The 15942-nt window shown below is 70.6% G+C and carries 15 protein-coding genes; 7 read left to right on the top strand and 8 right to left on the bottom strand.

The window, feature by feature from the left end; all coding sequences use genetic code 11:
* The first annotated feature begins 1 nt into the window (after position 1).
* The 4 genes from ureE to R3F55_04065 are packed head-to-tail and all read left to right on the top strand — an operon-like array spanning position 2 to position 3999.
* Positions 2-550: an urease accessory protein UreE gene (gene ureE / locus R3F55_04080; protein MEZ5666610.1), complete on the top strand. Its 549-nt coding sequence runs from the start codon at positions 2-4 to the stop codon at positions 548-550.
* Positions 534-1235, top strand: a complete 702-nt coding sequence (locus tag R3F55_04075; protein MEZ5666609.1) for an urease accessory protein UreF — start codon at positions 534-536, stop codon at positions 1233-1235. The genes ureE and R3F55_04075 overlap by 17 nt, the downstream gene beginning before the upstream one ends.
* A complete protein-coding gene (gene ureG, locus R3F55_04070; GenBank protein MEZ5666608.1) occupies positions 1232-1891 on the top strand; it encodes an urease accessory protein UreG in 660 nt (219 codons plus the stop codon). The genes R3F55_04075 and ureG overlap by 4 nt, the downstream gene beginning before the upstream one ends.
* A gap of 32 nt (positions 1892-1923) precedes the next feature.
* Positions 1924-3999 (top strand): 3-hydroxyacyl-CoA dehydrogenase NAD-binding domain-containing protein, encoded by a 2076-nt coding sequence (locus tag R3F55_04065; protein MEZ5666607.1) that lies wholly within the window; start codon positions 1924-1926, stop codon positions 3997-3999.
* Between the two features lie 12 nt (positions 4000-4011).
* Here the strand turns inward: R3F55_04065 and phnE (R3F55_04060) are convergent, their stop codons facing one another.
* The 5 genes from phnE (R3F55_04060) to R3F55_04040 form a co-directional block, all read right to left on the bottom strand.
* Positions 4012-4962 (bottom strand): phosphonate ABC transporter, permease protein PhnE, encoded by a 951-nt coding sequence (phnE, locus tag R3F55_04060; protein ID MEZ5666606.1) that lies wholly within the window; start codon positions 4960-4962, stop codon positions 4012-4014.
* Positions 4963-4997: 35 nt separating this feature from the next.
* The gene (phnE, locus tag R3F55_04055; protein ID MEZ5666605.1) at positions 4998-5957 is read right to left on the bottom strand and encodes a phosphonate ABC transporter, permease protein PhnE; all 960 of its coding nucleotides are present in this window, start codon (positions 5955-5957) and stop codon (positions 4998-5000) included.
* A 56-nt stretch (positions 5958-6013) separates the two neighbouring features.
* Positions 6014-6937, bottom strand: coding sequence for a phosphonate ABC transporter substrate-binding protein (gene phnD, locus R3F55_04050; GenBank protein MEZ5666604.1), 924 nt, complete (start codon positions 6935-6937; stop codon positions 6014-6016).
* 62 nt (positions 6938-6999) lie between these two features.
* Positions 7000-7824 carry a phosphonate ABC transporter ATP-binding protein gene (gene phnC, locus R3F55_04045; protein MEZ5666603.1) on the bottom strand — a complete coding sequence of 275 codons (825 nt, stop codon included), beginning with the start codon at positions 7822-7824 and terminating at the stop codon, positions 7000-7002.
* A gap of 133 nt (positions 7825-7957) precedes the next feature.
* Positions 7958-9928 carry a response regulator gene (locus R3F55_04040; protein ID MEZ5666602.1) on the bottom strand — a complete coding sequence of 657 codons (1971 nt, stop codon included), beginning with the start codon at positions 9926-9928 and terminating at the stop codon, positions 7958-7960.
* Between the two features lie 263 nt (positions 9929-10191).
* Between R3F55_04040 and R3F55_04035 the strand changes: the two genes are divergently transcribed.
* Entirely contained in the window at positions 10192-10551 is a 360-nt protein-coding gene (locus R3F55_04035; protein MEZ5666601.1) for a hypothetical protein, read from the top strand.
* Positions 10552-10559: 8 nt separating this feature from the next.
* Here R3F55_04035 and R3F55_04030 read toward each other — a convergent pair whose 3' ends face one another.
* Positions 10560-11309, bottom strand: coding sequence for a glucose 1-dehydrogenase (locus tag R3F55_04030; GenBank protein MEZ5666600.1), 750 nt, complete (start codon positions 11307-11309; stop codon positions 10560-10562).
* 39 nt (positions 11310-11348) lie between these two features.
* Positions 11349-12137, bottom strand: a complete 789-nt coding sequence (locus tag R3F55_04025; protein ID MEZ5666599.1) for an aldolase/citrate lyase family protein — start codon at positions 12135-12137, stop codon at positions 11349-11351.
* 168 nt (positions 12138-12305) lie between these two features.
* On the opposite strand from R3F55_04025, the gene R3F55_04020 reads away from it, so the two are divergent.
* Together R3F55_04020 and R3F55_04015 are read left to right on the top strand one after the other, a co-directional pair.
* Positions 12306-13328, top strand: coding sequence for a trypsin-like serine protease (locus R3F55_04020; protein MEZ5666598.1), 1023 nt, complete (start codon positions 12306-12308; stop codon positions 13326-13328).
* A gap of 37 nt (positions 13329-13365) precedes the next feature.
* Positions 13366-14436 carry an SDR family oxidoreductase gene (locus R3F55_04015; GenBank protein MEZ5666597.1) on the top strand — a complete coding sequence of 357 codons (1071 nt, stop codon included), beginning with the start codon at positions 13366-13368 and terminating at the stop codon, positions 14434-14436.
* Between the two features lie 10 nt (positions 14437-14446).
* Here the strand turns inward: R3F55_04015 and R3F55_04010 are convergent, their stop codons facing one another.
* The gene (locus R3F55_04010) at positions 14447-15931 is read right to left on the bottom strand and encodes a tetratricopeptide repeat protein (protein ID MEZ5666596.1); all 1485 of its coding nucleotides are present in this window, start codon (positions 15929-15931) and stop codon (positions 14447-14449) included.
* Between the last annotated feature and the right edge of the window lie 11 nt (positions 15932-15942).

Here is a 15942-nt window from a genome sequence, read left to right as displayed (position 1 = left end):
CATGATCCGCGCCGACACCGTCGTTGCCGCCGGCGCCTGGCAGGCCGAACGCGCCGCCGACCGGGTGGAGCTCGACTTCGACCGTCGCAGCCGGCGTCGGATTGCGCTGACCACCGCGGGCGGGCTCGCCATCCTGGTCGACCTGCCGCGCGCCACGACCCTGCGCGACGGCGATGCGCTGCAACTCGGCGACGGACGCCTGGTCGCGGTGGTCGCGGCTCCGGAAGACCTGGCGGAAGTACGCAGCCCGGACGACGGGCATCGGCTGCGCATGGCCTGGCACCTGGGCAACCGGCACCTGCCGGTGCAGATCGTCGGCGACCGCCTGCGCATTCGCCGCGACCATGTGATCGAGGACATGCTGGCCCGGCTCGGCGCCACGGTCGCGCATGTCAGCGCGCCGTTCGACCCGGAGGGCGGCGCCTATGGCGAAGGCCAGGTCCATGGCCACGATCACGGGCACGATCATGGGCACGATCACGGCCATGGCCACGCGCACGGCCATGGATCGGGCCACAGCCACGGTCACGGGCATGGCCACGGCCATTGAGCCGCTGTCCGGCGCGGCGCTTTACCGGCTGATGAGCTGGCTGTCGCCGTCCTATCCGGTCAGCGCCTACAGCTTCAGCCACGGCCTGGAATGGGCGGTCGAGCACGAGCCGCTGCGCGACGCGGCGGGGCTCGGCGACTGGATCCGCACCGTCGTCGCGCACGGCAGCGGCCGCAACGACGCGATCCTGTTCGCCGCCGCCTGGCGCGCGATCGCCGGCGGCACGGACGAGGCGCTGGCCGAGGCCTCCGACCTGGCGCTGGCGCTGGCAGGCTGCCGCGAGCGGCGGGAGGAGACCCTGACCCAGGGCCGCGCCTTCTGGCGGACGACGCTGGATGTCTGGCCGCACCCGGACCTCGCCCGCCTCGCCGCGGTGACCGGCGAGGCGCCGCCCTACCCGGTCGCCGTCGGCTGCACCGCGGCGGCCCACGGCGTACCCTTGCTGCCTTCGGTCGAGGCCTATCTCCACGCCTTCGCCGCCAACCTGGTCTCCGCCGGGGTGAGGCTGATCCCGCTGGGCCAGACCGACGGCCAGCGGCTGGTCGCGAGCCTGGCGCCGACGGTCATGCAGGTCGCGGTCGAGGCGGCCGACTCGACGCTCGACGATGTCGGCGGCTGTGCGCTGGCCGCCGACATTGCCGCGATGCAACACGAAACCCAGACTGTGAGGCTGTTCCGCTCATGACCACATCTCCCCATGGCCCGCTGCGCGTCGGCATCGGCGGGCCGGTCGGGTCCGGCAAGACCGCGCTGATGGACGCCCTGTGCAAGGCGATGCGCGACCGCTACGACATCGCCGCCATCACCAACGACATCTACACGAAGGAGGACTCCGAGTTCCTGACCCGGTCCGGCGCGCTGGTGCCGGAGCGGATCATGGGGGTGGAGACCGGCGGCTGCCCGCACACCGCCATCCGCGAGGACGCCTCGATCAACCTGGTGGCGGTCGCCGACATGTGCGCCCGGTTCCCCGGGCTGGAGGTGATCCTGATCGAGTCCGGCGGCGACAACCTGGCCGCCACCTTCAGCCCGGAACTGGCCGACATCACCATCTACGTCATCGACGTTTCCGCCGGCGACAAGATCCCGCGCAAGGGCGGGCCCGGCATCACCCGTTCCGACCTGCTGGTGATCAACAAGATCGACCTGGCGCCCCATGTCGGCGCCAGCCTGGAGGTGATGGACCGCGATGCCCGCAGGATGCGCGGCGAGCGGCCGTTCGTCTTCGCCAACATCCGCGCCGGCCAGGGCGTGGCCGAGGTCGTGGCGTTCATCGAGCGCACCGGCGGGCTGGCGCACACGGCCGACGCGGCGCTTGGAACGGCCGCCGCCGGCGAATAGGTTCGGCCGCCAGAGGGCGGCGAGGTGCGGCGATGACGGTTTCCCTGGAAGCGGCGGGCGCGATCGGCCTGATCACGATCGACAACCCGCCGGTCAACGCCGCTTCGCATGCCGTCCGTGCCGGACTGGCCGATGCGCTGGCCCGGCTCGAGGCACGGCAGGACCTCGTCGCCGGCGTGCTGCGCTGTGCCGGCCGCACCTTCGTTGCCGGCGCGGACTTGAACGAGTTTGGCCGGCCGCCGGCCGATCCGACGTTACCCGTGGTAGTTGCCGCGCTGCGCAACGCGGCGAAGCCGATCGTCGCCGCGATCCACGGCACGGCTCTGGGCGGCGGGCTCGAACTGGCGCTGGCCTGCCAGGGGAGGGTCGCCGCCGCCGACGCGATGCTCGGCTTCCCGGAGGTCCATGTCGGCGTCGTACCCGGCGCCGGCGGAACCCAGATGCTGCCGCGGCTGGCCGGCGTTGCCGCCGCCATCGACCTGATCACCTCCGGCCGGCGTGTGGCCACTGCCGAGGCGACGGAACTCGGCCTGGTCGACCGCATTGCCGATGGCGAGCTGGTCGCGGCGGCGACGGCCCTGGCGCAGGACCTGGCGGATGGGCACGCCGTCTCGCACCGCTTTGCCGAGGCGCCGGTCGACGATGCCGGCATCGACTGGGACCGGATCGAGGCGGACGTCACCCGGGCCGCGCGCGGGCTGCAGGCGCCGCTGCGCGCACTGGACGCCATCCGCGCCGCGGCGCGGATGCCGCTGAGCGACGGGCTGGCGCACGAGCGCGCGCTGTTCGTCGCCTGTCGGGATTCGCGCGAGGGACGTGCGCTGCGCCACACCTTCCTGGCGGAACGGGGCGCGGCGCAGGGTGGTGCCGTCGCGGCCGAACCGGCGCCGGTGACAGCCGCCGGCGTTGTCGGTGCCGGCACCATGGGGCGCGGCATCGCGCTGTGCCTGCTCGCGGCAGGCCTACCGGTGACGCTGGTCGACAGCGACGACGCGGCGCTGGAGCGGGCGCGCGACGCCGTCGCCGACCTGATCGACGGCGATGCCGCCAAGGACCGGATCAGTGCGACGGAGGCCGCGGCGCGCAAGGCACGGCTTGCGACGGCCACGACGCCGGCTGCGCTCGGCGCCTGCGACCTGGTGATCGAGGCAGTGTTCGAGGACCTCGCCGTCAAGACCGCCCTGTTCGCGGAGCTCGGCCGTATCCTTGCCCCTGGCGCGCTGCTGGCCACCAACACCTCCTATCTCGACGTGGCGGCGCTGGCCCAGGCGGCCGGCCGGCCGACACGGGTGATCGGCCTGCACTTCTTCAGCCCGGCCCACCTGATGAAGCTGCTGGAGGTGGTGGTGCCGGCCGGCGCCGACGCGCGGGCCGTCGCCACCGCCTTCGCGCTCGCCCGACGGATGGGCAAGGTCGCGGTGCGTGCCGGCAACGCCCACGGCTTCATCGGCAACCGGATCTGGAGCGCCTATCGCCGGCACGCCGACTATCTGGTCGAGGACGGCGCCGCGCCGCAGCAGGTCGACCGGGCGATGCAGGACTTCGGCTTCCGCATGGGACCGTTCGCCGCCATCGACCTGGCCGGCCTCGACATCGGCCTCGGCGTGCGGCGGCATTGGCGCGAGGCCAACCCGACCCTGCGCCATTCCGACCTTGCCGACCGGCTGTGCGCGATCGGCCGCACCGGCCAGAAGACCGGCGCCGGCTGGTACCGCTACGAGCCCGGCGGACGCACCGCGCTGCCCGACCCGGCGGTCGACGCGCTGATCGCGGAAGCGGCGGTGGAGCACGGCATCGTACGCCGGCCGTTCGACGATGCGGAAATCCGCGAGCGGCTGCTGGCGGCGATGGTCAACGAGGCCTGCCACGTGCTGGCCGAGGGCACCGCGCGCTGCGCCGCGGATATCGACGTCGTGTTCCTCAACGGCTACGGCTTCCCGCGCCCGTGGGGCGGGCCGCTGTTCTGGGCCGACGAGGTCGGCGTCGCCGCAGTGTCCGCGCTGGTCGACCGCTTGGCCGCCGCCGACCCGACGGCCTGGCAGGTGGCGCCGCTGCTGGCGAGCCTCGCCGCCGACGGCCGGCGTTTCGCGGAGCTGGAGGCGGCCTGAAGCGGCGGTGCGTCAGACCATCCGCTGCCGGCCGACGATGCGCTGGCGCAGCAGGCGCGACAGGGTGTCGATCAGGAATACCGCCAGCAGGATCAACAGAATGATGAACCCGACCTGATCCCACTTCAGAATCTTGAACCGCTCCGACAACTGCAGCCCGATGCCGCCGGCGCCGACGATGCCGAGCACCGTGGCCGAGCGGGTGTTGGATTCGATGTAGTACAGCACCTGCGAAACGAACACCGGCAGCACCTGCGGCAGCGCGCCGAAGCGCATGACCAGCAGGTTGGTGGCGCCGGTCGCCCGGACACCCTCCATCTGCTTGCGCTCGGCATTCTCGATCGCCTCGGCGAACAGCTTGGACAGCGTGCCGGTGTCGCTGACGAAGATGGCGAGCACGCCGGCCATCGGCCCGAGCCCGACCATGCGCACGAACACCAGCGCCCAGATCAGCTGGTCGATGCCGCGCAGCGTGTCGAACAGCCGGCGCAGCGAGAATCGCAACAGCCAGCTGCCGACGATGTTGCCGGCGCCGAGGAAGCCGAGCACAAGCGCGAACAGGCCGGCAAGGAAGGTGCCGAGGAACGCCATGGCGAGCGTTTCCAGCAGCGCCACGCTGCATTCCTCCAGCACGGTCCAGTCTTCGTTGAACGCGACCTCGGCGCCGGTGAACAGGGCATCGATGCGCAGACCGGCCTGGTCCAGCAGCACCGAGACGGCCAGGCGTTCGGGGTCGGCGTCGGAAGCGGTGAACGGCCAGGGCGGGACCATCTGGCCGAGAATGACCATGACGCCCTTGTCGCCCCGGGTCAGGCCGTCCCACAGCGTGCCCGGGGTGAGGTCGAAGTGCAGGCACAGCCCGATGAAATAGGCGAGCGCCGCGGCGGCGAGACCCCAGGCGAGCAGGCGCCGCCGCGTCCAAGCCGGGAAGGCGCCGGGGAACCGGCGGGCGATGTCGGCCATTTCCGCCGCGGAGACGGGAGGTGCGCCACGGCGGATCATGCCGCCACCCCCCGGCCGATGACGCGACGGCGTACGCGTTCGGAAATCAGGTCGAGCACCACCACGGCCAGCACGATGATCAGCACCAGCAGCCCGGCATCGATATATTGCTGCTTCTTCAGCCGGGTGATCAGCTCGAAGCCGATGCCGCCGGCGCCGACCAGCCCGATGATGCTGGCGGCTCTGATGTTGATCTCGAACCGCAGGATCGCATAGGAGACGAAGTTCGGCAGCACCTGGGGCGTCACGGCGAATCGCATCAGCATGAACCAGTTGGCGCCGGCGGCGCGCAGGCCCTCGACCGGGCGCGGATCGACGTTCTCGTTGACCTCGGCGAACAGCTTGCCCAGCGCGCCGGCGGTGTGGATGGCGATGGCCAGGATGCCGGCCACCGGCCCGACGCCGAACGACCAGACGAACATCATCGCGTAGACCAGCTCCGGCACCGCGCGGGCGATCTCCAGCAGCCGTCGCGCCAGGAAGAACAGCGGCGTGTTGCTCATCAGGTTGCGCGCGGCGACGAAGCTGGCCGCGACGGCGAACGCCGCCCCGGCCAGCGTGGCGACGATCGCCATGTTCACCGTGTCGAGCAGCAGCAGCAGGAAATCGCCGAGGTTGTACAGCCAGTAGGCGAACGACCCCGCGGTCTGGTCGTCCTCCCACAGCAGGTCCGGCGACAGCGGCGGCACCAGCCGGCCGAGATAGCCGGTCAGTTCCTGCCAGCCGTCGATCAGCCGGCCGGGATAGAAATCGGAGACGACGACGGAAGCGGCGAAGAGCAGGCAGAGGACGACGAGGCCGATCAGGCCGGACCGCCGCCGCCTGGCGATCCGGCGGCCGTAGCGCGCCTCGAACGCGGCCAGCAGCGCCGCGTCGTCCTTGCCGTTTGCGCCGTTCGTCGCCGCGACCGCGCCATCGGGCGGATCGTCGCGGTCGCTTGCGGATTTTGTCGCCATCCGGACAGACGAAAGCCGGGGCGACCCGTCCGTCACCCCGGCCATCGGTCTTTCGGTCAGCGCTGGGCCGACAGCTTGCTGCGCAGATCGATGATCGGCTCGAAGAAGGCGTTGTCGACGACCTCGTAGCCCTGGCCGGTGCCGCGCTCGGCCGCCTCATAGGCCTCCGGGTTCTCCAGCGGCATCGCCACGATGATGCCGCGAACCAGGTCCTTCAGCTCCTGCGGCAGGTCGCTGCGGATCGCGTTCGGACCGTTCGGGATCAGCGTCGAGTTCCAGATGATCCGGATCTGGTTCATGTCGAGCATGCCTTTGGCCACCATCTCGGCCAGATTGCCGCGGGAGTAGCCGGTCGCCGGGTCGCCCTGCAGCGAGGTCCAGGTGACGCCGGCGTCGTACTGACCCTCCAGCACCGCGACCACGGCCTGCTCGTGGCCGCCGCCGAAGCCGGTGCGGGAGAAGTAGCCCTCCTCCGGGTCGACGCCGAGCAGGTCGCCGAGCTGGAATTTCGGGATCAGATAGCCGGAGGTGGAGTCGGGATCGGCGAAGGCCAGCGACTTGCCTTCCATGTCCTCGATCGAGGTGATGCCGCTGTCGGCCAGCGTGTACATCACCGAGTAGTAGCCGGTGGTGCCGTCGTCCTCGCGCGCCACCACCAGCGGCTCGACGCCGCCATTGGTCTCCAGCCACGCCGCCGCATAGGACGACGCGCCGAGCGCACCGAACTCGAGCTGGCCGGCGGCCAGGCCCTGGATCACGCCGGCATAGTCGGACGCCGGATAGAGTTCGACCGGCACGCCCAGGCGCGCCTCCATGTGCTGGCGCCAGGGCTCGTAGCGTGCCAGGCGATCCTGTTCGTTCTCGCCGCCGAGCAGACCGACGCGGAACACCGGCACCTGATCGCGCCAGTCGGCCCAGGCCGATCCGCCGGTTGCCAGAACGAACGCAGCAGTTGCCAGGGCCAGCTTGACCTTCATCATTCCCTCTACCTCACAGCTTGATTGACGATTTGGGCATCCGTCGCGGCCCTGCCGCGGGGACATCAGTGCCAGACGCGGTGCTCGGGATTCCGCGCGCGCTCGCGGGCCGGGACCATGCCGGTCGACGTGATCGCCTCGTCGAACTCCTCGGCGTCGGCACCGCCATAGATCGCGCGCACCACGTCGGCCGACAGCTCGTCGGGCACGCCGTCGAACACCACCCGGCCGCGGTACATCGCGACGATGCGGTCGCAATATGCCCGCGCAGTATCCAGCGTGTGCAGGTTGCAGATCACCGTCTTCCCGTCGGCGCGATTGATGCTGCGCAGCGCATCCATCACGATCCGCGCGTTGCGCGGGTCGAGCGAGGCGATCGGCTCGTCGGCAAGCAGGATCTTCGGCTCCTGCACCAGGGCGCGCGCGATCGCCACGCGCTGCTGCTGACCGCCGGAAAGGGTGTCGGCGCGCTGCAGCGCGGCGTGGGCGATGTCGAGCCGGTCGAGCGCGCGGATCGCGTGGGCGCGCTCGGCCCGGGTGAAGCGCATGCACAGAGCCGACGCGGTGCCGTGATAGTTGAGGCGGCCCATCAGCACGTTCGACAGGACGTCGATGCGGTTCACCAGGTTGAACTGCTGGAAGATCATCGCGCAGCGGGTGCGCCAGTCGCGCAGCGCCGCCCCGCGCAAGGCGGTGACGTCGACATCGCCGAAGCGGATCTGGCCGGAAGACGGGTCCGACAGCCGGTTGACCATCCGCAGCAGTGTCGACTTGCCGGCCCCCGACTGGCCGATCACGCCGACCATCTGGCCGTCGGGAATCTGCAGGTCGACCGCATCGACGGCCTTGGTCGCACCGAAGCGCTTGGTCAGTTTGTCCAGCGAAAGCATCGCCACTCCTGCCCGCCATCCGGCGCCTGACTCCGCGGTCGGGCGCAGCGGCACGAGTGTCGGTCGATCCGACGTCAGTCGCGTGACACGCGCTTGAATCTTCTGTGACGGTCGGCCATACGGCCGCGCGACCTCAGGTCTGCAGCAGGCTCATCAGGTCGACGCCGTTGCGGCCGAGCACGTTGCTTTCCGCCAGGCTCGGGATCCCGGTCACCAGCAGCCTGACGCCGACGCGCTGCGTCCGGATCGCCAGCGACCGCCCGCCGTCGCCGTCGCGCGCGCCCGCCCGCTTGAACTGGTCGTAGGGCACACGGATGACAGAGACGCCGAATTGCGACGGGTCGCGGGCGACGATCATGCGCGGGTTGACCTCGGCCATCTGCAGCCGGCAGTAGGGCTTGATCCGCGCCACGCATTCCTGCAGCCGCGCGTCGGGCATGTTGAGGCCGATGTCGGTCAGGCACAGCGCCAGCCGCAACCGGGTCCGGTCGTCGAGCACCTCGCAGATCGACAGGCAGCGATCCCGCTCCGCCGGGTTCTGCAACAGCCCGACCGCCAGGTCGACGCACAGCATCGGCAGCTCGCGCTCGCTGGTGCCCAGCAGCAGGTCGATGGCCCGGCCGAGCGAGATGACGCTGAGCTGGCGCTCGGCCTCAGAGCCACCCTCCACGCTCGATTTCAGGCGCTCCAGCATGCGCTGGCTCTGTTCGTCGAACTGGAACAGGGCAAAGGGCGCGCGCTTGCGCTGGGCGGTGTAGACGGCAAGGAAGCGCGGCCGGCCGGTGCGTTCCACCTGTTGCAACGTGGCGCGTTGGTTCTGCTTGAACTGTTCGGTCGCCGTGCGCAGCCGGTCCTCGACCGCGCGGGCCAGGTTGTCGATGGAGCCGGCGTCGTCGGGGCTGAGCGTCGCCGCGGCCACGTTGCCCGATACGCCCGCGATGGCATCGATCTCGTCGTCGGTCAGCCCGAAGCGGTCGTTCTGCGCCACCACCGCCGTCAGGATCGCCTGCTCGACCTCCAGCGCGATCAGCTGTGCGCAGTTCCACGCCTTGTTCTCGTCCGGGTCCTTGAACACCAGCAGGAAATCGCCCTTCGGGGTCTCGCGGAAGGCGTCGCCGGGGGCGAGGTGCCGGTCGATCGTCTCGCGTGCATACTGGCGCGCCTTGTCGGCGAACTGGTCCCAGTCCTTGCCCAGCCGGGCGCGCACCGATTCCAGCCCGACCAGCTGGATGCGCCCTGCGATCACGTCGACGTCGGCCTGCATCTCCTCCAGCGCATTCGCCAGTTCCGCGTCGGCCTCGGCATTCAGCGACATGGCGAAGCTGCTCAGGAAGCAACGCTGCTTGCGCTGCATCTCCACCGACACGCTGGTCGCCCGCGCCTGGATCGGCCCGTCGGGGCCGTCGACGGTGACGCTGGCGGTGGCCGGCACGTCGCCGACCTCGGCCTGCAGCCACATGCCGTCCAGGGCGCTGATGTCGGTACCGCCGCCGAGGAACTGCCCGATCGGCTTGCCGATTGCGTCGCGCAGGCCCACGCCCAGCAGGCGCAGCATCGCCAGGTTGGCAAGCTGGATCGCTCCCTTGCGGTCGGTCACCACGACCGCGTCGCTCACCACCTGCAGCATTTTCGAGAACAGCACTTCGGCCCGCTTGCGCTCGTCGGTGAGCTGCTGGGTCTGGCGCAGCATCTGCTGTCGCTCGACCGCATAGCCCATGATCCGCGGCAAGGCCGGATAGAGCCGCGGCGCCTTGACCAGGAAGTCCTGGGCGCCCGCCCGGATCGCGTCCAGCGCCGCTTCGTCCGATCCGGTGTCGGACCAGACGAACACCGGCAGCGTCGGCGCGATCTCGCGGATGCGGTCGACCCCGTCCATCCCGTTCGCGTCTGGCAATGCGATGGCTAGCACGACCGCATCGAACGGCTCGCACTGGATCTGCACGAGCCCGTCGGCCAGCAGGTCGGCGCCGGCGACCGTGAACCGCCGCGCCGAGCTCGCCTCCAGGTGCTGGCGCGCCTGCGCCACCGCGTCGCGATCGTCGTCGATGACCAGGATTGCGGTCGGCCGAGCCGTCGCCGCGGCGCTCGCGGTATCCGTGGTCATCCTGGCAGCAGGCGCAGGTGCAAGCATCGGTCCGGCTCAAATCCTTGTATGCAATCGCTCCGCGGCAACCGAAAGGCGACTGCGCAGCCCTCTTTGGCCGAAGCATATTCAGTTGCAGTTGACAGATAGTTATCGCTATTGACGAGCAAATCAAACAACAGAGACAATCTGTACGATATACTTCCGTATGCGGCTCCCTTCTTGGCTGGCCATGGGGTGCGATCCCGCCTAGGGTCGGAACGAACTCGGTGAGGAGCGAAACATTGCCTGTCCGGACCACCCTTCTCCGCGCGGCTGCGGCCGTCCTGCTGCTGCCGGGGCTGCCGGCCGCTGGCCAGGCCGAAGAGGCGGATCCGTTCGTCTATACCTGCAGCCAGCTGCTGGCATCGCAGCCGGGCGAGGAACGCATCCGTGCGAACATGATGGTGTTCTGGTCGATCGGCTACATGTACGGCCGCTTCGGCGGCGACGCGGACGGACCGCTGGCCGCAGCCGGCTTCGCGCAGGCATCGGCCGACGTGGTCAACGCCTTCCAGCAGATCTGCCCGAACGTGCCGGACATGCCGATCGCCACGTTCATGCAGAATCTCGGCGACGACTTCGAGCGCTCGCTGCAGCAGTAGCGCGGCGCTCAGACGCAGCGGCCGCCGTCGACCTCCAACACCACGCCGGTCAGGAAGGCGGCCTCGTCCGAGGCCAGGAACAGGGCGGCGTTGGCAATGTCCTGCGGCTGGCTCATGCGGCCGAGCGGGATGGTGGCGACGAACCGGGCCCGGTTCTCCGGCGTGTCCGGCACGCCCATGAAGGTCTCCAGCAGCGCCGTCTCGCCCATTACCGGGGCCAGCCCGCACACCCGGATGCCGTCCGGGGCGAGTTCGACCGCCATCGACTTGGTCATCAGGTTGGCGGCGCCCTTGCTGGCATTGTACCAGGTCAGCCCCGGCCGCGGCCGGATGCCGGCGGTGGAGCCGACATTGAGGATCACGCCGCCGCCCTGGCGGCGCAGCACCGGCACCGCGGCATGGGCCATGTGGAAGATGCCCTTGACGTTGACCGCGAACACGCGGTCGAACTCGGCCTCGTCGACCTCCAGCATCGGCCGGTTGCGATGGCTGACGCCGGCGTTGTTGACGACGATGTCGAGCCGGCCGAAACGCGCCAGCGTCTGGTCGACCGCCGCCTGCACCGACGCGCCGTTCGCCACGTCGCCGGTGATCGCGGCCGCGGCCTCGCCGATCTCGGCGGCAACCGCGTCCGCCCCGGCCCGGTTGATATCGACAACGGCGACCTTCGCGCCTTCGCGTGCGAACGTGCGCGCGATGCCGGCGCCGAAGCCCGAGCCCGCGCCGGTGACCAGCGCCACCTTGTCGGTCAAGCGCATGTCCTTGCCCTTCCTGTCGTTCCTGGGTGATTCGGGGAGTCAGTTGGCGGCGGGCCGCGGCAGGCCGCGCAGCATCTCCAGGCCGTTGCGGTAGGCCAGCTTCAGCGCGGCGACGTCGGTGGCGTAGCCGAGCGCGCGGTAGCCGAAACCGGCGAAACGCTCCAGCATCGCCGGGTTGGCGTCGAGGATGCCGGCCGCCTTGCCGGCCGCCGCACAGGTGCGGCCGAACCCTTCGGCCGCGCGCAGGAAATCGGGATGCTCGAACTGCGCGGTGATGCCCATGTCGTTGGTCAGGTCGAAATGGCCCAGCCAGCCGATGTCGACCCCCGGCACCGCGACGATATCGGCGGCATTGTCGATCCCCTTGCGGGTCTCGACCAGGCAGATGACCACGTTTCGCGCATTGGCGTCGGCCATGGTCTCGGCCGGCGGTCGCCCGCCATAGTCGTCGTGGGCGATGCCGAAGGCGAGCCCACGCCGGCCCTCGGGCCGGTAGCGCACCGCGTCGGCGATGGCCTGCGCCTGTGCGCCGGTCTCGACCATCGGCACCATGATGCCGCGGGCGCCGGCGTCCATCACCGGCGCGATGGTGCTGTAGGCGCCGTCGGGCACGCGCACATAGGCCTCCAGGCCCAGCCCGCGCGCATAGGCGACCTGTGCCTTGATCGTGTCGATGCCGACGCCGCTGTGCTCCATGTCGAAGATGGCGAAGTCGTAGCCGGCGTTGGCCAGGATCGCGCCGATTCCCGGCGTGAACAGCTCGAACACCATGGTGCCGAAGCACCGGTCGCCCGCCGCCAGCCGCGCGCGCACGCTTCCCTCGGCCATTTCCCCCCTCCCGTCGCGGTTTGCCCGTCGGCGAGGACAGTGCGGCGCCGATCGCCGCCACGTCAATCGACAACCCGTCATGTCGATTTGCCGGAATTGCCTATGGAAAGGGCGACGCGCTTTGGCCAAACTCCGGCAGGGATGGGGAGAGGAACGGAACACCGGCACATGGGGACCAGGAAGACGGGCGCGCACGCGCTGGCCACGCTGCTGCTGGCGGCGCCGCTGCTGGCGGGCTCGCCGCCGGAGTCGGCGCGGGCGCAGACCGACACCTGCGAGTATCGCTATGACGGCGAGTGCGACGAGGGCTACGGCACCGGGCTGTGCGCGGAGGGAACCGACAGTTGGGACTGCCGCCGTGCCGGCACGCCGCCCGGCCCGGAATCGTGCATCTACAGCCGCGACGGCGAATGCGACGAGCCGGCCGGCACCGGCGTGTGCATTCCCTATACCGATACCGCCGATTGCCGCGCCGCGGGCATCGACCAGAGCCGGGTGTTCTTCGGCCACGACGACCGGGTCTGGCCGGACTCGACCGAACTGCCCTGGCGGATGATCGGGCGCATCGCGTTCGAATCCGGGGGGTCGTGCACCGGCTCGCTGATCGGTCCGTCGACCGTGCTGACCGCCGCGCACTGCATGTTCGGCGGCGAGGGACCGCGCGGCATCGACCGGCCGCTGACCTTCCTGGCCGGCGCCGACGGCCCGAAGTCGGTCGCCAAGGCCGGCATTATCGACTTCTACGTGCCGCCGCAGTTCGACATCCAGCTGCACACCGAGACGTCCGAGGTCGACGGATACGACTGGGCGATCCTGGTGCTCGACGCGCCCATCGGCCAGCGACTCGGCTGGTTCCGCGTCGAGGCGCTCGACGAGGCCTGGCTGACCCGCGAGGTCGACCGCGGCACCCTGTTCGTCAAGCAGGGCGGCTACAGCGGCGACAGCATGGCGTTCCTGTCGGCCAACCTGTCATGTCCGGTCGTGCAGGTCTGGGACGACGGCACCATCTACCACCAATGCGACACGCTGCCCGGCGACTCCGGCTCGCCGCTTTTCATCGACGACGGCGACGGCTATCGCATTCTCGCGCTGGAATCGGCGACCTATCCCAATGCCGAAGGCCGGTACGACGACAACATGGCGGTCGATGCGCGCGCCTTCTGGCAGGCGGCGCAGAACTTCTGGCAGTGACCGCGCCACATCGAAAGCGAGCGGAGGCGACGAGACGATGGCACAGGCCAGGCGGGCCCTGATCTTCGGCATTTCCGGCATGGTCGGCCGCAACCTGGCGGAGCGGCTGCTGGCCGACGGCGGCTTGGACGTGGTCGGCACCGCCCGCGCGCAGAGCCCGGGTCTTGCCGGGGTCAGCGAGATCCACTGCGACCTTACCGATGCCGCGGCAACCCGGATGGCGCTGGCCGCGGCCGGCCCGGTGACCCACGCCTTCTTCGCCACCTGGAAGCGCTGCGCCAGCGAGGAAGAGAACTGCCGGGTCAATGGCGCCATGATCCGCAATGCGCTGGCCGCAATTCCCGGCGACGACCTGCGCCATGTCGCGCTGGTCACCGGGCTGAAGCACTATCTCGGCTCGTTCGAGGACTTCGCCAAGCGGCCGATCGACACGCCGCTGGTGGAATCGCTGCCGCGCCTGCCGGGCCCCAATTTCTACTACGACCACGAGGACGCGCTGTTCGACAGCGCGCGGCGGCGCGGTCACAGCTGGTCGGTGGCGCGCCCGCATACCATCATCGGCTATGCGCCCGGCAACGCCATGAACCTGGGCACAGCGGTCGCGGTCTATGCCAGCATCTGCAAGGCGACCGGTCGCCCGTTCGTGTTCCCCGGCTCGCCGACCCAGCACGACGGACTGACCGACGTTTCCGACGCGCGCCAGGTCGCCGCCCACATGGTCTGGTCCTCGACCGAGCCGCAAGCGGCGGACACGGCGTTCAACGTCGCCAACGGCGATTATTTCCGCTGGCGGATCATGTGGCAGCACATCGCCGCCTGGTTCGGGCTGCCGGTGGCGCCCTACCCCGGCCGCGCCCAGCCGATGGTCGAGATGATGGCCGACGCCGCCGACACATGGCGCCGGATCGCCGCGGACAACGGCCTGGCCGAACCGGACGTGACGCGGCTGGCGCCGTGGTGGCATGTCGATGCCGACCTCGGCCGCGACATCGAGGTGATGTGCGACATGGGGCTGAGCCGCGAACGCGGCTTCACCGGCTATGTCGCCACGCGCACGTCGTTCGCCGACCTGTTCGCCAGGCTGCGGGCGGAGCGGCTGATCCCGTAGCGCCGACCGCTCAGTCCGTCGCGGCCTCCAGGGCCTGCAGGAACGCCGCGTAGCCGAACCGGCGTCCTTCGGCGAGACAGTCGGCCAGTTCGCCGCGCAGACCGGGATCGCCGGGTCGCTCGCCCAGGTCTGCCAGCAGGCGACCGCGCCGGGCGAGGAAGGCGATCAGCGGCACCGGCTCTTCGGCAAAGGCGGCCTCCATGCCGTCGGCATAGAGCCGAGCCCGCGGCCACAGTCCGGCCAGCAGCATCGCTTCGATCGCTGCGATACCGAAAAAGATCGGGTTGTGCGCGATGCTGCCCGGCTTGATCAGGGCCTGGCCCTCGGCCAGGGCCGGGTCCCGGATCTCCGGCCGGCCGTGCGCCGCCAGGGCCTGATAGCCGAGCACCATGGCGCCGACATAGTCGGTGCCGGTCTCGCGGGTGATCGCGACCGCCTCGCCGAGCAGGGCCAGGGCGCGGGAATTGTCGCCGGAGAGCCGGCATGCCTCGCCCATGAAGGTCAGGTTCTCCGCCTTGAAGCGCCGCGCGCCGAGCTGGGTCGCCAGCGCCTCCGCCCGGTCGAAATGCGCGGCGACCCGGTCGGGGCGCAGGCACCACAGGTGCACCATCATGGCGATGTGGTGGGCGATGATCTCCGCCCGCGGCTGCCGCGCCGCCGTCGCGGCGGCGATCGCGGCCGTCGCCTCGGCCATTGCCCGGTCGGGCTCGCCGGCGATCGCGTGGATGATCGCGAGCATCGGGCGGTTGGCGACGTCGACGCGGCCGATTCCGGCATCGCGCGCTGCCGCTATGCAGGCCGCGAAGTGGTCCCTGCTGCGCGTGAAATGGCCGGTGGCATAGGCGGCATCGCCGAGGCCGCCCAGCGCACGCGCCTCAAGCTCCGCGTCGGCACAGGCGCGGGCGTGCGCCAGCGCCCGCTCGTGCGCCTGGCGGCATTCCACCGGACGCCCGCGGGGAAACAGCAGGTTACCGCGCAGATGTTCCAGTCGGGCCATCGCCCTGTGGTCGCCGGCTTCCTCCAGCGCCGGCTGCGCGGCGTCGAGCAGCGGCAGCGATTCGTCGACCCGTTCGATCAGCCGCAGCACCGCTGCCATGCCGAGTTGCGCCGCAGCCAGCGCATGCGGGTCGGGCGCGATTTCGATCGCCCTGTCGTAGGCCTCGACCGCCGCGCCCGGCGTGCCGAGCTCGAGCAGCAGGGCGCCCTCCTCTATCGCCAGCCGGCAGCGTTGCGACGCAGTCGCCGCAATCCCGGCAGCCCGCCGGATCCGGTCGAGCGCCGCCTCCAGGCGGTAGTCGCGCGCGAGCGCCTGCGCCGCGGCGACGAAGGCGTCCACGGCCGCCGGGTCTTCCGCGCGGGCCAGATGCTCCGCGTGCAGCGAGGCATCGCGGCCGGCGAACCAGGTCGCGGCGCGGCCGTGCAGCGCGCGCCGCTCGGCATGCAGGATCGAGGAGTACAGGCTGTCGCGGATCAGGGCGTGGGTGAACTGCAGCATGTCCTTGTCGG

It is taken from the genome of Alphaproteobacteria bacterium (assembly GCA_041396705.1).
Lineage (GTDB): Bacteria > Pseudomonadota > Alphaproteobacteria > CALKHQ01 > CALKHQ01 > CALKHQ01.
Note: the sequence above shows the minus strand (reverse complement) of the source record. Positions and strands in the feature narration are given on the sequence as shown.